Consider the following 17,756-nt stretch of genomic DNA (forward strand, 5'->3'; position numbering starts at 1 on the left):
CGTCGTTCCGCGCCACGAGGAAGTGAGTGAGGAATGGGAAAAGGTTTGGACGTACGCAAGGCCATAGCCGCCCGGTTCGGCGATGAGCTGCGTTTCTTTCGTGGCTGGATGGACAAGCCGAAGGCCGTCGGCGCCATCGCCCCCACAAGCTCGGTGACCGCACGGCGCATGGCATCGGTCGTGCGTCCCGAAACTGGCGATCTGGTGCTGGAACTGGGGCCGGGCACGGGTGTCATCACCCGCGCCATTCTTGCCCGCGGTGTAAAGCCGGAAAACCTCGTGTCTATCGAATATTCGAGCGAATTCGTCGAATGCCTCAGGCGCGACCTGCCAGACGTCAACGTCGTCCACGGCAGTGCCTTCGAACTCGACAAGGTGCTCGCGCCCTGGAAGGGACGCACCTTCGACTGCGTCGTGTCCGCCATCCCCCTGCTCAATTTCCCGATGCCGCAACGCATAGACCTCGTCGAGCGGCTGCTCGATCTCCTGCCGGCCGGCCGGCCCATCATGCAGATCACCTACGGCGCGCTGTCGCCGCTTCCGTCCGGGCGCGGCAGCTACTCGGTCGAGCGCTTCGACTTCGTGATGCGAAACATCCCACCGGCACACCTTTGGATCTACCGCCGCGCCACGCACGCCTGAATCGGGTTATAAGCGCCGATGGCCTACAGGGCAGGAACGCAAACGGAGACCCGAATGACGCCGCGAATCCTGGTTTTTCCCGGCTCTACGCGCACCGGCGCCTTCAGCGGCAAGACGGCCGACGCGGCGGTAAAGGAGTTGGCGCTGCAAGGCGCGGAGGTCACGCGCATCTCCCTCGACGACTACCCCCTGCCCATCCTCAACCAGGACCTGGAGCGTGAAAAAGGTGTGCCGGAGAACGCCCTGAAGCTGGCTTACATGCTCGGCGCGCACGACGGCGCGCTGATCGCCAGCCCGGAGTACAACGCCTCCGTTCCGCCGCTCCTGAAAAACACGATCGACTGGATCAGCCGCGTCAATGCGGACAGCGACGGCCGCCCTTTTCGCGCCTTCAGTGGCAAGCCGGTGGCGCTCTGCTCCTCATCGGGAGGCATTTTTGCCGGCGTGCGCGCGCTAAACCACCTGCGTGCCGTACTCGTGCACTGCCAGGCCGAGATCATCACTCCGCAATGCTCTGTGCCGCGGGCTAGGGAAGCATTCGACGACAACGGCGATCTGCTGGAAGAGCGGCTGCAGAAGGCGATGACAAAGGTCTGCCGCACGCTGATCGAGCGGGCGCGCATGCTCTCGACCCGTTTGGAGGCATGAACGACATGAGCGAAGACATGCGCGAGCGGCTGATCGTCGGCCTTGATCTGCCAAGCCTCGCCGAGGCGGAAAAGGCGGTGGCGGAGCTCGGCGACGGGGTGAGCTTCTACAAGATCGGCTATCAGCTCGCCTTTGCCGGCGGGCTGGATTTCGCCGCCACGCTGGTGCGGTCGGGCAAACGTGTCTTCCTGGACATGAAGCTTCTGGACATCGACAATACGGTGGCCAGGGGCGTGGAGAACGTCGCCCGCATGGGCGTCACCATGCTGACGCTCCATGCCTATCCGAAAGCGATGCGCGCGGCCGTCGCCGCGGCGGAAGGCTCCGGTCTCTGCCTTCTTGGCGTATCGGTGCTCACCTCGATGGACGAGGCGGACCTGCGGGAGGCGGGCTATGCGGACGATCCCCAGACGCTTGTCCTGCGCCGCGCCCGCCAGGCGCGCGATGCCGGCATGGGCGGCGTCGTCTGCTCGGCAGCCGAGGCACAGGCCGTGCGCGGGATCGTCGGGCGGGACCTGGCGGTGGTCACCCCCGGCATCCGTCCGGAGGGTGCCGCGCTCGGCGACCAGAAGCGCATCATGACGCCGGCCGATGCGATCCGCGCAGGCGCCAGCCATCTGGTGGTCGGCCGGCCGGTTATCGCGGCACGGGACCGCCGCGCCGCCGCCGCGGCGATCCTGGAAGAAATGCAATCGGCCGCCTGAGCGCGCCGACACGGGAGGGAGAAATGGCCAAAGCCTACTGGATCGCGCGTGTCGACGTGCACGACGGCGAGCGCTACAAGGACTATATCGCGGCCGCCAGACCGGCTTTCGAGCGCCACGGCGCCAGGTTCGTGGTGCGCGGCGGGCCCTTCGAGGCAATGGAAGGCGCCGCACGCCAGCGCAACGTCGTCATCGAATTCCCCTCCTTCCAGGCGGCGAAGGATTGCTACAACTCGCCGGAATACCAGGAAGCGAAAGCCATTCGGCAATCGGTTTCCGATGGCGAGCTGATTATCGCCGACGGCTATGACGGCTAGTTTTGGCGGAACACGCGTTGTCTCTACCGGCGGGCTACCGCATCCGTGCCTATGCCTGGACCGACGCGGCTGTTCTGGCAGAAGTTGAAGCGCGCGCCTCCGTTCTCTTCGGCCGGTTCGGCTTCCCCTCGCTGGTGCCGGACTCGCCGATGGAAGCGGCCGAATTTCATGCGCTTGCCACGGAAGGCGAAACGCTTGTAGCGATTGAACGCAGCGGCAACCCTGTGGGATATGCCGTTACTCGCCAGATAGCGGGCTTCCTGCACCTCCGGGAGCTAGCGGTCGATCCGGCCCATGGCCGCCGTGGCGTGGGCAGGGCCCTCCTGATGAAGGTCATCGCCGTGAGCGCCGAGCGGAAACTCGACGGGGTTTCGCTCTCGACCTTTCGTGCCCTGTCTTTCAATGAAGGTTTCTACGCGCGGCATGGATTCCTCGCCTGCCCCCTCAACACAGCGCCCGCCCGCCTGGCCGAACAGTTCGCGGCCGAAGTGCCGCCGGGAATTCCGCCCGAAACGCGACTCCTGATGTTGCGCCGCAACGGAAACCGCTCTGATTCTCCTTCTCCATGTTGTTTAAAACCAATCAGTTAGCCGAGAAGAACCTCCGTTCTATTGCAATGCATCAAATCATCGCTACTCTATAAGAATGATTTATCGACCATTGCTTAGGCCGGGTTGAGATCGCTGGCGTAACGCCGATCCGCTGCTCCCGCGCGCGCCTCCCCGCCCGAAAGGTCTTCGAGATGTATTACCAGCTTTACGAGTTCAACCACGCGGCCCTGCAGCCCGCGCGCGCCTATGCCGACGCGATCCGGCTGTTCTATTCCAATCCGTTCAATCCCGCCGCCGCCACGCCGTGGGGTCGTTCGGTGGCCGCGGCGGCCGAAATGTTCGAACGCACGACCCGCCGCTACGGCAAACCGGCGTTCGGTATCACCGCCACCACGGTGAACGGCAAGGAAGTGGTGGTGCGGGAAGAGGTGGTGTGGACGAAGCCCTTCTGCCGGCTCATCCGCTTCGCGCGCGATCTGCCGGCCGGACGCAAGCCGGACCAGAAGCTCCTGATGGTCGCGCCGATGTCCGGCCACTATGCGACGCTTCTGCGCGGCACGGTGGAGGCGATGCTGCCGCATGCGGATGTCTACATCACCGACTGGACGGACGCACGGATGGTGCCCCTGGTGGAGGGCCGCTTCGATCTCGACGATTATATCGATTACGTCATCGAGATGTTCGCTGCCCTCGGCCCCGGCGCGAACGTTATGGCCGTGTGCCAGCCGTCCGTGCCCGTGCTCGCCGCCGTCGCGTTGATGGAAGCGCGCGGCATTCCGGATCTTCCGGCGACCATGACGTTGATGGGCGGCCCGGTGGACACGAGACGCAACCCCACCGGGGTCAACCGGCTGGCCGAAGAGCGTGGCACGGACTGGTTCCGCGAGAACGTGATCATGGAGGTGCCGTGGCCCAATCCCGGCTTCATGCGTCAGGTCTATCCCGGCTTCCTGCAGCTTTCCGGCTTCATGAGCATGAATCTCGACCGGCACATCACGGCCCACAAGGACTTCTTCATGCATCTGGTGAAGGATGATGGCGACTCGGCCGAGAAGCACCGCGACTTCTACGACGAATACCTGGCCGTGATGGACCTGACGGCGGAGTTCTACCTGCAGACGGTCGAAACCATCTTCGTGCGTCACGCGCTGCCGAAAGGCGAGATGACGCATCGCGGAGAGCGCGTTGACCCGAGCGCGATCCGGTCGGTCGCGCTTCTGACCATCGAAGGCGAGAACGACGACATTTCCGGCGTCGGCCAGACCCAAGCCGCGCATGACCTGTGCACCAATATTCCCGATCACATGCGCGAGCATCACCTGCAGCCGACGGTCGGACATTACGGCGTGTTCAACGGATCGCGGTTCCGAGCTGAGATCGTGCCGCGGATCACCGGCTTCATCGCCGCCCACGGCAAGTCCGCCCGCGCTCCGGGACGTGCAAAGCCGCGCAAGCGCAGCCGTTAGCGCCGCGCGATCATTTCAAGATACGATTAAGACCGACCGGAGCACCCCTGGCTGCCAGGCGTTCCCCCCAAAATGAGCCCGCTCTTGCAGCGGCTCAGCACCTTGGCATTTGCGCAACACTGATCAGCAAAAGGGGGTGCGCGGATCGTCGCACGGTAACCATACGGGGATAAACGCCGGATTCACAATTGACAGTCCCTACCCAAAACCCGTTAATTTTCCATTAAAGAAATTAAAGATTGGAACATGGGGTGCGGCTTATGGCTGCGAAGTGGGCGGTATTGTTCACCGCAATCGGATTTTGCGCGACTGCGATCGGCCCGGTCGATAACTCGGCCGAGGCGGCGTCGCTCATGGCCACCGGCGGGCTGACTTCGCAGCCGATCGGCCATTATGAGTTTTGCAAGAGGATGCCGCATGAATGCGCCATCCATCCGCGCGATACGGGTCCGGTACGGATGACAGACGCCCTCAGGAAGAAGATCGTGGCGATCAACCTGGCGGTCAACAAGGCAGTGAAGCCGATGAACGACGTCGACATCTACGGCCGGGAGGAGGTCTGGACCTATCCCGACAGAGGTATCGGCGATTGCGAGGACTACGTGCTTGAAAAGCGCCGGCGCCTCCACGAGGCCGGCGTGTCGCTCGCGAATCTCCCCATTACCGTTGTGCGCAAGCCCGACGGCGAGGGGCATGCCGTCCTGACCCTGCGCAGCAGCGACGGCGATCTCATCCTCGACAACCTCAATGATGAGGTGAAGTTGTGGAACGAGACCGGCTACGAATACCTCAAGCGCCAGGCCAGCACGCATACCGGGCGCTGGGTGAGCCTGCGGGCGGAGAACAACCTGCTGGTCGGTGCCGTGGGGCGGTAGCGCGATATCCGAAGTTCGGTCCCCGATTCGGAATAATCGAGCGTGAAAAACAACTAGCTGAGAGAAGAATGCGTGATTCCGCATCGCGTATTTTTCTATAGGGCAGGTCTGCCGAGGGATCGGTCACACCCGCCGCAGGGGCATGGACCAGGCCAGCAGCATGGCCGCGACCGCAAAGCCCGTGATGGCGAAGAACGCAGCCGGAAGGCGTCGGCAATCTCCTCCTGGACAATTGCGCGGCGCGGGGCGGGCAAGGAGCCAAGAACCTCCGGCCCTTTCTGCAGGATCGATCCGAAGAGCCGGGCGGCTTCGGCATCGGTCGAGGCGAGCGCCGCGAACAGGACCGTGCCGACGATCGCCGTGCCGAGCGCCGCGCCGAGCGAGCGGGAAAACTGCACCGTTGCGGCGGCGGTGCCGAGCCGCGCGGCGCCGGCCGCGGTCTGGACCGTCACCTGCACAACGCCCATCACCGTGCCCATGAAGATGGCCGTGAAGCCGAGCACCCAGGAAATCTCCTCCTCGCTCAATCGCGGCGCGAAGATCGCCAGCGAGCCCAGCATCAGCACCACCACGACGAGACCGCACGAGGGAAAGACGGCCGTGTGCCCCGTGCGGCTGTCGGTGCGTCCGGCAATGGCCGGCAGGGCCGCAGCGACGATCGTCTGGTCGACCACGGCCAGGAACATCGGCAGCATGATGGAAGGAAAGAGCGTGAGAAACTGGACCGGTGTAGGAGCTTGCGGGGTGGTATCGGCAGGCGGCCGCGGCGGTCCGGGCTTCAATAACAAGGCTTTCCCCGCTATCGGTTCTGCAACTATAATGCGGTGTCGACCACGCTGGTCGGAAACAGCTTATCGGCGCAACTTTATTCGCGGTCATGCCCATGAAAACGATTCTCGTTCCCGTGGAAATGCACGACCTTGCCAGCACGACGCTTGAGGCGGCCGCGTTTTTCGGCAAGACGTTCGGGAGCTATCTCGAAGGGTTCCCGCTAAGCCCCGCCCTCAGCCCCTTCCTGGCAGCCGACGCGATGGGCGCGACCATCGTCTACGACTCGGATTTCAGGTATGACGATACGGCGCCGGACGAGGCGCGCCGCATGTTCGAACGGACCATGCACGCCCATGGTGTGCCGGCTGCCGAGGCAGAGAGCGGGGCGCTGCGCTTCGGCTGGCGCGGGGAGCCGCAGGGGGACAATTTCGTCGGCAGTTATGGCCGTGTCTTCGACGTCACGGTCGTGGGCCGGCCAGGCAGCAAGGCCGGCCAGCCGCGTGCCAGTACCCTGGAAGCGGCATTGTTCGAGAGCGGCAGACCGGTCCTCATCGCGCCGCCGCGTGCGCCCTCGCGGATGGGTGAGACCATCATGATCGCCTGGAACGGCAGTACGGAGACGGCACGCACGATCGGTTTTGCCATGCCCCTCCTGCAACACGCGCGCCGTGCGATCGTCCTGACCGTGGAAGGCAGCAGCGTGCCCGGCCCCACCGGCGAGGAGGTCGGCCGCTACCTGCGGTACAACGGCATCAATTGCGAAATGCGCTCCGTGGCGCCGGGCAGCCGCTCGGCAGGCAAGACCATTCTCGACGAAGCCGCCGAATGCGGGTGCGACCTGCTGATCAAGGGCGCCTTCACGCAGAGCCGAATCCGGCAGATGATCTTCGGCGGGGCGACTCGGCAAATCATCACCGAAAGCACACTGCCGGTCTTCATGGCACATTGAGCCCGCCACACCGCTTGGCCCCAGGCTTCATAAAAAAGCCCGGGCACGAGGCCCGGGCTCCGTTTTTCACGAGAGACGATGATTCGTCAGGCCGACTTCTTGTCGTCCTCGTCGATCTCCTCGAAGTCAGCGTCGACCACGTCATCGTTCTTGGCTTCACCGCCTTCACCGGACGAGCCCTCCGCACCGGAAGCCTCCTCACCGGCGGCCTGATTGGCCTCGTACATGGCCTGGCCGAGCTTCATCGACACCTCGGCAAGGGCCGTGGTCTTGGCCTTGATGGCGTCCAGGTCGTCGCCCTCCGTGGCCGTCTTCAGCTCGGCGATCGCGTTTTCGATGGCCGTACGATCCTCCTCGGAGACCTTCTCGCCATAGTCCTTGAGCGATTTCTCCGAAGAGTGGATGAGGGCCTCGGCCTGGTTCTTCACCTCGACCGTCTCGCGGCGCTTCTTGTCAGCCTCGGCGTTGGACTCGGCATCCTTGACCATCTTCTCGATCTCGTCATCGGTAAGACCGCCGGAGGCCTGGATACGGATCTGCTGTTCCTTGCCGGTGCCCTTGTCCTTGGCCGAAACGTTGACGATGCCGTTTGCGTCGATGTCGAAGGTCACCTCGATCTGCGGCACGCCGCGCGGTGCCGGCGGGATGCCGACGAGATCGAACTGGCCGAGCATCTTGTTGTCGGCCGCCATCTCGCGCTCACCCTGGAAGACGCGGATCGTCACTGCGTTCTGGTTGTCTTCCGCCGTCGAGAAAACCTGGCTCTTCTTGGTCGGGATGGTCGTGTTGCGGTCGATCAGCCGCGTGAACACGCCGCCAAGCGTCTCGATGCCGAGCGACAGCGGGGTGACGTCGAGCAGCAGCACGTCCTTCACGTCGCCCTGCAGCACGCCGGCCTGAATGGCCGCGCCCATGGCGACGACCTCATCCGGGTTCACGCCCTTGTGCGGCTCCTTGCCGAAGAAGTTCTTCACGGCTTCCTGCACCTTGGGCATGCGGGTCATGCCGCCGACGAGCACCACCTCGTCGATCTCGCCTGCATTGATGCCGGCATCCTTGAGCGCCGACTTGCAGGGCTCGATGGTGCGCGTGATGAGATCTTCCACCAGGCTCTCGAACTTGGCGCGCGTCAGCTTCATCGCCAGGTGTTTCGGCCCGGACTGGTCGGCCGTGATGAAGGGCAGGTTGATCTCGGTCTGCGCGGCGGACGACAGCTCGATCTTGGCTTTCTCAGCGGCTTCCTTCAGCCGCTGCAGCGCGAGCTTGTCAGCCTTCAGATCGATGCCCTGCTCCTTCTTGAACTCCTCGGCGAGATAGTTGACGAGGCGCATGTCGAAGTCCTCGCCTCCGAGGAAGGTGTCGCCGTTGGTCGACTTCACCTCGAACACGCCGTCGCCGATCTCGAGGATCGAAATGTCGAAGGTGCCACCGCCTAGGTCGTAGACGGCGATCGTCTTGCCTTCCTTCTTGTCGAGACCATAGGCAAGCGCTGCCGCCGTCGGCTCGTTGATGATGCGCAGGACCTCCAGGCCGGCGATCTTGCCAGCATCCTTGGTGGCCTGGCGCTGGGCGTCGTTGAAGTAGGCGGGAACCGTGATGACCGCCTTCTCCACCTTCTCGCCAAGATAGGATTCAGCCGTCTCCTTCATCTTCTGAAGGATCATCGCCGAGATCTGCGATGGGGAGTGGTTCTTGCCCTGGGCCTCGACCCAGGCATCCCCGTTCTCCGCCTTCACGATATGATAGGGGACAAGCTTCTTGTCCTTCTCGACGGTGGGATCTTCAAAGCGCCGGCCGATCAGGCGCTTGATCGCAAAAAAAGTGTTCTCCGGATTGGTGACGGCCTGGCGCTTGGCCGGCTGGCCAACCAGACGCTCGTCGGAATCGGTGAATGCCACGATCGACGGCGTCGTGCGCGCGCCTTCCGCGTTCTCGATCACCTTCGCGTCCTTGCCGTCCATGACGGCGACACAGGAATTGGTGGTTCCGAGGTCGATACCGATTACTTTTGCCATTTATTCTCTCCGCTAAGCAGACTGTCAGGACCCATTCCGGCGTTCCAGGCAACAGCCCCTGTTCACTAGAAACAGCCGCGACGCACCGCCCTATGAGGCGAGCGCGGCATCGGCGCGTATATAAGAAGCTCATTTTTGTCGCGCAAGGCGGCTTGTGAGCCCGATCTGCCGCCTCGTTCCGCCACCTCCACATGCCATACCTCCGTATTTTGAGGCCTCCGCAAATGCGGGGCGCATATCTAGGGAATATTGACGGCAAACATAATGTATGCTCTTAATGGTTGTATATTTTACGGAATTACAACTTGTTTAAAAATATTCTGTTTTCAGGACTTCTTGTTCTACTGGCGACGAACCATTGTCCCGCTTCCCCCCTTTTTGCGGTGCTGCCCTTTCCCGGCCTGCTCCCGCAGGGGGCTGCCATGGCGGGCACGGCAGCGGCATGGCCGGCAATGCCATCGGTTCGCTCACTGTCGGACCGGGTGCACGAACGCTTCGAGCGGCACTGCCTCGCGCTTGCCGTCTATCACGAAGCGCGCGGCGAGGAGCCGGACGGCCAGCGTGCGGTGGCGCAGGTGGTTCTCAACCGGAAACGCTCGCGCGCTTTTCCGGCCAGCATCTGCGGCGTCGTCTACCAGAACGCCCGCCGACGAAACCGCTGCCAGTTCTCCTTTGCCTGTGACAATCGCTCCGACCACCCCCGCGAAAAGGCGGCCTGGCAGAAGGCACAAGCCATCGCCGGGGAACTCATGTGCCGCGACTGCCGCACGGAAGAAGCGGTGAAGGATACCACGGGCCTACCGCCCGTGGCGCATGCAACCCACTACCATGCCCTCTCCGTCAGCCCAGGCTGGGCCAAGCGCCTGCGCCGGATCGACCGGATCGGCGGGCACATCTTCTATACGTGCGAAAACACGATCTCGCGCATGGAGCCGCCATCCGACGTCCTGCGCCTGACTGCAACCGTCCCGGACCCGTAGGGCTAGACCGGTTCCCAGCCGTCGTGCTCGGAGGCGCGGAAAATCGCGTCGATGACCTTCTGGTTCCGGATCGAATCCTCCAGCGGGAAGACGGGCACGTCCTCGCCGGCAACCGCCCGGGCGAAGGCTTCCGCCTGCAGCCTGTACTGGCGGACGTCGCCGAAGCGGTGGACGGTGGTCGTGGCGTGGTCGGCACTGTGCAGGAGAACCCGGTCGTCGCCGTAGACGCGGGAGTTGAAGGGCGTTTCCACCTCGACATAGCCCTTGTCGCCGTGGAAGACCATCGTCTGCCGGGCCGCCATCTGGGTCGAGATGTAAAAGCTCATTTCGAAATCGCCGAAATCGGCCTTGACGCTGGCGTAGATATCCGTGCCGAAGCTGGGATCGCGCTCCACGACCGCCTGGATGCGCTGCGGCTCGCGCCCGGTGACGAAGCGGGCGGTCACGGTCGGGTAGACGCCGATGTCGGGCAGACCGCCGCCGCCGAGCTCCGGGCGGTTGCGCATGTTCTGCGGGTCGACGTTGTGGTAGGAGAAGGCGCCCTGCACATGTCGCAGGCGGCCGATGGCGCCCTCGGCGACGAGTTCGCGCACCTTCAGCCATTGCGGGTGATAGGTGACCATGAAGGCTTCGCAAACCAGAACACCATTGCGATCTCGCGCCTCGATGACCTGCCGGATATCGCCGGCGTCGAGCGCCAGCGGCTTTTCCACGAGCACATGCTTGCCCGCATCCGCCGCCTTCACCGCCCACTCGACGTGCTGGGAGGTGGGCAGCGGTATATAGACCCCGTCGACCTCGGACGAGGCAAGAAGCGCCTCGTAAGAGGCAAAGGCATGCGGAATGCCGAAACGCGCCGCGACCGCCTTCGCGCGCGACTCGTCACGGCTGGCGATGGCCGTCACCACCCCGTTTTCCGCATCCTGAAGCTGCGGAATGACGAACTCCCGGCCGATCTTGGCCGTCGACAGAATACCCCAACGGAACATGATGCCTCCCGAAAACAATGCCGCGAGACTATCGGCGCCGGACGGAGAGGTCCATATCGAAATCGACGACGTTCGAGTAGATAGGCGTGCCCACATCCATGCCGTAGCGGGATCGGAAGACCTTCCCCTGCACATGAAAGCGCAGGCTTCCCCGCCGGGAATCGGCAAGCCTTGCGCGAAAGGTCTCGCGGAAGGTGCGCCCGCGGGCCGTCAGATTGCCTTCAATGGTCGCCACGTCCTCGCCGGTGCGGTGCACGCGCGCGGAACGGAAGACGATCGCCCGCTCGTTTCGCGTATCGAAGACGGCATCGGATTTAAGGAAATCGTCGACCCGCTTCTGGCCGGTCGTGACACTCTCGGGATAGATGGTGATCGTCAGGCGGGCCGCCTCGACGCTGTCGGCCGGAATGTCGACCGTGCCCTCGAACCGGGCGAATCGCCCCTTGATGCCCGGCCCGCTCACCGCCGGCACCGCGAATGCGAGAACCGACTGCGACGGCACGATGACGTAGCTGCCCGCCGCTTCGGACAGGGACGGCGCGGCGACCGCCCGCGGCGATGCCAGGAAAAGAAGCAGGGCCGCAACGAACGCTGTCCGCATCTTCATCTTCGACCATCCCTGTGCCGATAGCATCCGCCACGGTGCGCGCACGGTCCAGTCACGGTTTTGTGCGCCGCGCCGGCCGGAGCATCCGCTTCAGAACGCCGTCCTTGAGAATCAGGTGATGGCGCAGCGCGGCCAGCGCATGACCGGCAACCAGGACGATCGCTGTATAGGCGAGAAGGTGGTGAAGGATGCGCCAGAACGACTCGCCGGCCTCCGAGACGCCGACCGGCAGGTGCGGCAGCAGGAAGAGGCCGAAGACGAGCGTCGGAATGCCGAGCACGGAGGCCGAAACCAGCGCCCAGCCGGTGAAAGGCAGCGCGAGGAAGACGGCGTAGAGCAGGAGGTGGACGCTCGCGGACGCGCATCTTTCCCAGCGGCGCAGAGAGGCCGGAGGCCGAGGCTGCGGGTTGAGCAGACGCCAGGTCAGCCTGAGCGCGATCAGCAAGAGGAGCAGCAGGCCGAGCGACTTGTGCCACTGGATGAGATCGAAGGCGAGGCGCTGGTCGGCGATGCGCATCATGACGAGGCCGAGCCCGATCTGCCCGAGGATCAGAACGGCAAGCGCCCAGTGAAAGACGATCGCGACGAGGCCGTAGCCATCCCTGGTGTTGCGAAACGCGAGCTTGCTCACGCCGCAAGCTTAATCCGCCGCCCCGCCGCCGTCATGCCGTGAATGCGACGGCGAACGGTCGGGCGCTCCCGGGTACATGCAGGCGACGCCCCGTCCGACCAGAAAGCTCGCGGATCAGCCACGCAAAACACCGCCCGTCTGCTTGCCGACATTCTCGACCACGCGGCCGGCGAGTGCCTCGAAGTCCTCCTCCGTCAGGGTTCGTTCGATGGGCTGGATGGTCACCTCGATGGCGACCGATTTCTTGTCCGGCCCGAGCGCTTCGCCCTCGAAGACGTCGAAGACGTTGACGTCCGAGATCAGCTTCTTGTCGGCGGCGGCGGCGGCACGCGTGAGCGCGGCCGCCTCCACCGCCTTGTCGACCACGAAGGCGAAGTCGCGGCGGACGGCCTGGAAGGGCGAGAGATCAAGCCGCGGGCGGGTGCGCGTGGCGCGCGCCTTGGGCTCCGGGATCGCGTCGATGAAGACCTCGAAGCCGCAAAGCGGGCCGGAAACGTCCATCTCATCGAGAGTGTTCGGATGGAACTCGCCGAAGGTGCCGAGAATGTTCTTCGGCCCGAGCTTGATCGTGCCCGAGCGGCCCGGATGGTACCAATGCGGACCGCCGGCCTCGACCTGCAGCTTGTCAACCGGCGCGCCGCAGGCCTCCAGCACGGCGAGCGCGTCGGCCTTGGCCTCAAAGACGTCGACCGGGGGCGTATTGCCGGACCAGTGGCGACCTTGGCCCCCGAGATGGGCCGTGCCGCGGCGGAGGCCGGCCGCAACGCGCCGCTGATCCTCCGGCCGGTCTCCCTCATAGCTGCCCGCCACCTCGAACAGGGCGATGTCGGCAAATCCGCGGTCGGCATTGCGCTGGGCGGCGGCGATGAGACCCGGCAGGAGCGACGGGCGCATGGTGGACATGTCGGCGGCGATCGGATTGGCGAGCGCCATGAGCCGGCGATTGTCGGCGAACAGCCGCGCATGTGCCTCAGGAATGAAGGACCAAGTAACCGCTTCCATCATGCCGCGCACGGCAAGCGCTCGCTTGGCGGCCCGCATGCGCAGCTGCGGGGTGGTCAGGATGCGCACGCCGACGGCGCCATCGGCCTGCATCGGCTGCGGCGCGATCTCGTTGACGCCGTGAATGCGCATGACCTCCTCCACGAGGTCGGCCTTGCCGTCGACATCGGGCCGCCAGGAGGGCACCGTCACCGCGATCGTCTCGCCGGAGCCTTGCGCACCAAAACCCAGGCGGGCGAGGATGTCGATGCTTTCGGCGGCGGGTACGTTGAGGCCGGTGAGGCGCCTGACCTCGGCCGGCGGGAAGGAAACGGTTTTCGGCGTGTGGCCCTGATAGCCCTCGACACGGGGTTCGGAGGCTTCCCCGCCGCAGATCTCCAGCACCAGCCGGGTGGCAAGCTCCGTGCCGCCGACCATGAATTCTGGATCAACGCCGCGCTCGAAGCGGTAGCGCGCGTCGGTGACAATGCCGAGATCGCGGCCCGTGCGAGCGATGTTGGCCGGCTCCCACAGGGCCGATTCGATCAGCACGTCGGTCGTGTTCTCGTCGCAGCCCGAGTGCTCGCCGCCCATGATGCCGGCGATGGATTCCACGCCCTTCTCGTCGGCGATCACGCAGACCTCCGGCGTGAGCGCATATTCGCGCTCGTCGAGGGCCAGCACCGTCTCGCCCTCACGCGCGCGGCGGACGGTGAGGTTGCCTGCAACCTTTGCCGCGTCGAAGACGTGCAGCGGCCGGCCACGGTCGAAGGTGATGTAGTTGGTGATGTCCACCAGCGCGTTGATCGGGCGCAGGCCGATGGCCATCAGGCGCTGCTGCATCCATTTGGGTGATGGGCCGTTCCTTACGCCGACGACCCGCCGCAGGGCAAAGCCGTGGCAAAGGTCGGGCGCCTCGATCTGCACCTTGACGGGACACGCGCCGCTGCCTTCCACCGGCGTCACGGCACCGCTCTTCAACGTGCCCAGTCCCGCCGCGGCAAGGTCGCGCGCGATGCCGTAGACGCCCGTGCAGTCGGGGCGGTTCGGCGTCAGGCCGATTTCGATCACCGGATCGTCGAGCCTCGCCCAATGCGCGAAGGGCTCACCCACGGGCGCATCCTCGGGCAGATCGATGATGCCGGTATGCTCGTCAGAAAGCTGGAGCTCGCGTTCGGAGCACATCATGCCGCGACTTTCCACGCCGCGGATCTTGCCCACGGAAAGCGTCGTGTCGATACCCGGAATGTAGGTGCCCGGCGCAGCGAAGGCGCCGATCAACCCGGCGCGCGCGTTGGGCGCGCCGCAGACCACCTGCACCGGCGCGCCGGAGCCGGCATCCACCGTCAGCACCTTGAGCCGGTCGGCGTCGGGATGCTGTTCCGCCGTCAGCACCCTGGCGATCACGAAGGGCTTCAGCGCCGCCTTGTCATCGACGGACTCCACCTCGAGCCCGATCATGGTGAGGGTTTCCACGATCTGGTCGAGCGTCGCTTCGGTCTCGAGATGGTCCTTGAGCCAGGAGAGTGTGAATTTCATCGCAATCGTTCCTCAGGAATTCCGGTCAGCGCTTGACGCTAAAGCGCTCGAAGCGCGGCAGATCGTCTTTGATATGCAGGAAGGGCAGGCGTTCGCTTTCGAAGGCATGCAGCGTCGGCGCGAAAAGCTCGGGCTCGTCCATCACGCCGAGATAGACGTAGATCTGGCCCGGCAATTCTGCGTCCCGATAATCCAGCGGGCTGCCGCAACGGCCGCAAAAGCCGCGCTCGGCCGATCCGGAACGGAAAGCGCAGCGCGCCTCGCCTTCGAAGGCGAGAGCCTCTCGCGCAAAGCCCACGAATGCCGTGACCGGCGCGCCGGTTGCCTTGCGACAGTCTTCGCAGTGGCAATAGGAGCGCCAGATCGGCTCGGCGCGCGCGGTGAGCCGAACCGCCCCGCAGCGGCAACCGCCCTCGTACATCAAGAACTCAACCCTCCGAACAATGTCGGCAGGTCGAGCGGGCGGAAACCGTAGTGCTGGAGCCAGCGCACATCGGCGTCGAAGAAGGCGCGCAGGTCCGGCATGCCGTATTTCAGCATGGCAATGCGGTCGATGCCCATGCCCCAGGCGAAGCCCTGGTATTCGTCGGGGTCGAGCCCGCCATGGCGCAGCACGTTGGGATGCACCATGCCGCAGCCGAGGATCTCCAGCCAGTCGTCGCCCTGGCCGAAGCGGATCTCGCCGGGGGTCGAGCGGTCGCATTGAATGTCGACCTCCAGGCTCGGCTCCGTGAAGGGGAAGAAGCTCGGCCGGAAGCGCATGTTGAGCTGCGGCACCTCGAAATAGGCCTTGCAGAACTCGGTCAGCACCCACTTCATGTTGGCGACGTTGGCCGTCCTGTCGATCACCAGCCCTTCGAGCTGGTGGAACATGGGCGTGTGGGTGGCGTCCGAATCCGCCCGGTAGGTCTTGCCGGGAATGACAATGCGGATTGGCGGCTTCTGTGCCTCCATGGTGCGGATCTGCACGGGCGAGGTATGGGTGCGCAAAAGCTTGCGCTCGCCTTTCCCGTCCGGCTCGAAGAAGAAGGTGTCGTGCATCTCGCGGGCGGGATGGCCCTCGGGGAAATTGAGCGCAGTGAAGTTGTAATAGTCCGTCTCGATGTCCGGCCCCTCGGCGATCGCGAAGCCTAGATCGCCGAAGATGGCGGTGATCTCGTCGATGACCTGGGTGATGGGATGGATGCGCCCGCGCTCCGCCGGCGGGCGGGGGACGGGGAGGGTCACGTCCACCTTCTCCCGCTCCAGCTTCGCTGCAAGCGCGGCTTCGTGCAGTTCCGCCCGGCGGACGGCAAGCGCGTCCGCGACACGGTTCTTCAGGCCGTTGATCGCCGGCCCCATGACCTGCCGCTCTTCCGGCGACATTGCGCCCAGCGTCTTCAGCTTCTCCGAGATGGTGCCCTTCTTGCCCAGGGCGGCGACGCGCACGGCCTCGAGCGCCTGCTCGTCGCGCGCGGCCGCGATCTCCTCCCGTATCGCCTTTTCGAGCTGATCCAGATCGTCCATCGTGCTTCCTTTGCCGGGTCCGGCCACTTCGGCACCGCCCGTATCCACGTCGCCTCCGTCCTGCATCGTCCTGCCTTTACGTCCGTTTCGACCACGAAAAAACCCGCGCCAGCCCTGCCAGCGCGGGTTCCCGAAAAAAACTCTTCCTGCTTCGGGAGCGCTGGCTAGCCGACAGCGCTCTCAAAAGCGTTGGGTGTGGTGTTCTTGAGATACTCGAGCGCCGTCTTGGCCTGGCCCACCACCGCTGCGAATGCCTGCGGCTCGTGCACGGCCATGTCGGCCAGCACCTTGCGGTCGATCTCGATGCCCGCCTTGTTGAGCCCGTCGATGAGGCGACCGTAGGTCAGCCCATGCTCGCGCGCGGCGGCGTTGATGCGCTGGATCCACAGCGCCCGGAAATTGCGCTTGCGGTTCTTGCGGTCGCGATAGGCATATTGCAGCGACTTCTCGACCGCCTGCTTGGCGATGCGGATCGTGTTCTTGCGACGGCCATAGAAACCCTTTGCGGACTTCAGGACCTTCTTGTGCTTGGCGTGGGCGGCAACGCCCCTCTTCACACGTGCCATGGCATGATCTCCTTAAACTGTTCCGGGTCCGTCTCAGCGGCTGTAGGGCATGAACTGCTTCACGATCTTCGTATCGGGATCGGAAAGCACCATCGTGCCCCGCGCGTTGCGGATGAACTTGTTGGAACGCTTGATCATGCCGTGGCGCTTGCCGGCGGCCTGCACCTTCACCTTGCCGGTGGCGGTCACCTTGAACCGCTTCTTGACAGCGGACTTGGTCTTCATCTTGGGCATTTTGCTTCTCCGTATGTGCGCCAGGGGCGCTTGTTCTTTTCCGGGCGAATGCCCGAAGCATTACGAACCGCCACGGCATGCCCTGCCGGACGGTTCATGAAACGCGGCCTTATAGCGACGGCGCTCATAAAGCGCAACCGTCTTTAGACGAGGCGCACCAGGACCGGTAGAGCGCCGCTTTCCTGAAGCCACTCGATTCCCTCGAAAACGGGAATGGCAGCGAGAAAAACCAGCCCGTCGAAGAGCGTCGCGTAGAGCCGCGACGGGTCCACCGTAACGAGTCCGGCGCCCTCGTAGCCGGAAAAGCGCGGCACGAAGCGCGGCACGCGGGCGCGATAGGCATCATAGGCCGACCCGAAGGTCGCCTCCAAGAACCCTTCCTCGCGCCGGATCACGACAAGGAATGCCAGGGTTGTCACCATCCCGAAAAGGAGGGCGACAGTGACACTGCCCGTCTGCGCGCCCACGCCGGTGGCACCGATCGCCGAAAAAACATAAAGGGGGTTGCGCGTCAGCGAATAGGGACCACGCGCAACGATCTCCGTGTTCTTTCGGCCGCCGATATAAAGCGTGCACCAGAGCCGCCCGAGGATCGCGATGGCGATCAGCATCAGGCCCGTGATCTCCACTGTTTCGTGCAAGGCGCCACCGGGCGGCGGCGCACTGCAGAAAAGCAGGAAGGCGCCCGCGGCGACCAGCATCAGCAGAATGGCCAACCGCCGCGTTCGCTGGAACCGGTCCAGCGAACGGCTCGGCAGGGGACGAACGCCTTCGCTTTCCATGTT

Annotated in this window: 20 protein-coding genes; 9 read left to right on the forward strand and 11 right to left on the reverse strand. The window is 64.5% G+C overall.

The features are described from left to right. Positions 1 to 33: 33 nt before the first annotated feature. From pmtA to SIN08_RS08755, 7 genes are all read left to right on the forward strand, one after another. Positions 34 to 642: a phospholipid N-methyltransferase PmtA gene (gene pmtA, locus SIN08_RS08725; protein ID WP_322451177.1), complete on the forward strand. Its 609-nt coding sequence runs from the start codon at positions 34 to 36 to the stop codon at positions 640 to 642. A gap of 54 nt (positions 643 to 696) precedes the next feature. Beyond that, positions 697 to 1,290, forward strand: coding sequence for an NAD(P)H-dependent oxidoreductase (locus SIN08_RS08730; protein WP_322451178.1), 594 nt, complete (start codon positions 697 to 699; stop codon positions 1,288 to 1,290). 5 nt (positions 1,291 to 1,295) lie between these two features. Next, entirely contained in the window at positions 1,296 to 1,994 is a 699-nt protein-coding gene (gene pyrF, locus SIN08_RS08735) for an orotidine-5'-phosphate decarboxylase (RefSeq protein ID WP_416208035.1), read from the forward strand. Between the two features lie 23 nt (positions 1,995 to 2,017). Further along, complete coding sequence (locus SIN08_RS08740) at positions 2,018 to 2,311, forward strand: DUF1330 domain-containing protein (RefSeq protein WP_322451180.1); 294 nt, start codon at positions 2,018 to 2,020, stop codon at positions 2,309 to 2,311. A 2-nt stretch (positions 2,312 to 2,313) separates the two neighbouring features. Then, on the forward strand, positions 2,314 to 2,901 hold the full coding sequence (locus SIN08_RS08745) for a GNAT family N-acetyltransferase (RefSeq protein ID WP_322451181.1): 588 nt from the start codon (positions 2,314 to 2,316) through the stop codon (positions 2,899 to 2,901). A gap of 152 nt (positions 2,902 to 3,053) precedes the next feature. Continuing rightward, positions 3,054 to 4,328 (forward strand): polyhydroxyalkanoate depolymerase, encoded by a 1,275-nt coding sequence (locus SIN08_RS08750; RefSeq protein ID WP_322451182.1) that lies wholly within the window; start codon positions 3,054 to 3,056, stop codon positions 4,326 to 4,328. 260 nt (positions 4,329 to 4,588) lie between these two features. Beyond that, positions 4,589 to 5,203: a transglutaminase-like cysteine peptidase gene (locus SIN08_RS08755; RefSeq protein WP_416208036.1), complete on the forward strand. Its 615-nt coding sequence runs from the start codon at positions 4,589 to 4,591 to the stop codon at positions 5,201 to 5,203. 95 nt (positions 5,204 to 5,298) lie between these two features. On the opposite strand, the gene SIN08_RS08760 is transcribed toward SIN08_RS08755, so the two are convergent. Further along, positions 5,299 to 5,985 (reverse strand): hypothetical protein, encoded by a 687-nt coding sequence (locus tag SIN08_RS08760; protein WP_322451183.1) that lies wholly within the window; start codon positions 5,983 to 5,985, stop codon positions 5,299 to 5,301. Between the two features lie 101 nt (positions 5,986 to 6,086). Between SIN08_RS08760 and SIN08_RS08765 the strand changes: the two genes are divergently transcribed. Further along, entirely contained in the window at positions 6,087 to 6,923 is an 837-nt protein-coding gene (locus SIN08_RS08765; protein ID WP_322451184.1) for a universal stress protein, read from the forward strand. An 86-nt stretch (positions 6,924 to 7,009) separates the two neighbouring features. Here SIN08_RS08765 and dnaK read toward each other — a convergent pair whose 3' ends face one another. Beyond that, complete coding sequence (gene dnaK, locus SIN08_RS08770; RefSeq protein ID WP_322451185.1) at positions 7,010 to 8,938, reverse strand: molecular chaperone DnaK; 1,929 nt, start codon at positions 8,936 to 8,938, stop codon at positions 7,010 to 7,012. Positions 8,939 to 9,360: 422 nt separating this feature from the next. Between dnaK and SIN08_RS08775 the strand changes: the two genes are divergently transcribed. Continuing rightward, positions 9,361 to 9,918: a cell wall hydrolase gene (locus tag SIN08_RS08775; protein ID WP_322451186.1), complete on the forward strand. Its 558-nt coding sequence runs from the start codon at positions 9,361 to 9,363 to the stop codon at positions 9,916 to 9,918. A 2-nt stretch (positions 9,919 to 9,920) separates the two neighbouring features. Here the strand turns inward: SIN08_RS08775 and SIN08_RS08780 are convergent, their stop codons facing one another. The 9 genes from SIN08_RS08780 to SIN08_RS08820 all read right to left on the reverse strand — a co-directional run bounded on the left by SIN08_RS08780 (position 9,921) and on the right by SIN08_RS08820 (position 17,753). Beyond that, a complete protein-coding gene (locus SIN08_RS08780) occupies positions 9,921 to 10,907 on the reverse strand; it encodes a Gfo/Idh/MocA family oxidoreductase (RefSeq protein ID WP_322451187.1) in 987 nt (328 codons plus the stop codon). 28 nt (positions 10,908 to 10,935) lie between these two features. Continuing rightward, on the reverse strand, positions 10,936 to 11,514 hold the full coding sequence (locus SIN08_RS08785) for a YceI family protein (RefSeq protein ID WP_322451188.1): 579 nt from the start codon (positions 11,512 to 11,514) through the stop codon (positions 10,936 to 10,938). 52 nt (positions 11,515 to 11,566) lie between these two features. Continuing rightward, positions 11,567 to 12,145 (reverse strand): cytochrome b, encoded by a 579-nt coding sequence (locus SIN08_RS08790; RefSeq protein ID WP_322451189.1) that lies wholly within the window; start codon positions 12,143 to 12,145, stop codon positions 11,567 to 11,569. A gap of 114 nt (positions 12,146 to 12,259) precedes the next feature. Further along, the gene (gene pheT, locus SIN08_RS08795) at positions 12,260 to 14,665 is read right to left on the reverse strand and encodes a phenylalanine--tRNA ligase subunit beta (protein WP_322451190.1); all 2,406 of its coding nucleotides are present in this window, start codon (positions 14,663 to 14,665) and stop codon (positions 12,260 to 12,262) included. A gap of 25 nt (positions 14,666 to 14,690) precedes the next feature. Continuing rightward, on the reverse strand, positions 14,691 to 15,086 hold the full coding sequence (locus tag SIN08_RS08800) for a GFA family protein (RefSeq protein ID WP_322451191.1): 396 nt from the start codon (positions 15,084 to 15,086) through the stop codon (positions 14,691 to 14,693). Continuing rightward, the gene (pheS, locus tag SIN08_RS08805) at positions 15,086 to 16,171 is read right to left on the reverse strand and encodes a phenylalanine--tRNA ligase subunit alpha (RefSeq protein WP_322451192.1); all 1,086 of its coding nucleotides are present in this window, start codon (positions 16,169 to 16,171) and stop codon (positions 15,086 to 15,088) included. Before pheS ends, SIN08_RS08800 begins: the two co-directional genes overlap by 1 nt. A gap of 164 nt (positions 16,172 to 16,335) precedes the next feature. After that, positions 16,336 to 16,737: a 50S ribosomal protein L20 gene (gene rplT, locus SIN08_RS08810; protein WP_322451193.1), complete on the reverse strand. Its 402-nt coding sequence runs from the start codon at positions 16,735 to 16,737 to the stop codon at positions 16,336 to 16,338. 33 nt (positions 16,738 to 16,770) lie between these two features. Next, positions 16,771 to 16,971 carry a 50S ribosomal protein L35 gene (gene rpmI, locus SIN08_RS08815; RefSeq protein WP_322451194.1) on the reverse strand — a complete coding sequence of 67 codons (201 nt, stop codon included), beginning with the start codon at positions 16,969 to 16,971 and terminating at the stop codon, positions 16,771 to 16,773. A 143-nt stretch (positions 16,972 to 17,114) separates the two neighbouring features. Further along, entirely contained in the window at positions 17,115 to 17,753 is a 639-nt protein-coding gene (locus SIN08_RS08820; protein ID WP_322451195.1) for an isoprenylcysteine carboxylmethyltransferase family protein, read from the reverse strand. Positions 17,754 to 17,756: the final 3 nt, after the last annotated feature.

The sequence above is a fragment of the Chelativorans sp. M5D2P16 genome, assembly GCF_034427935.1.
Classification (GTDB): Bacteria; Pseudomonadota; Alphaproteobacteria; order Rhizobiales; family Rhizobiaceae; genus Chelativorans.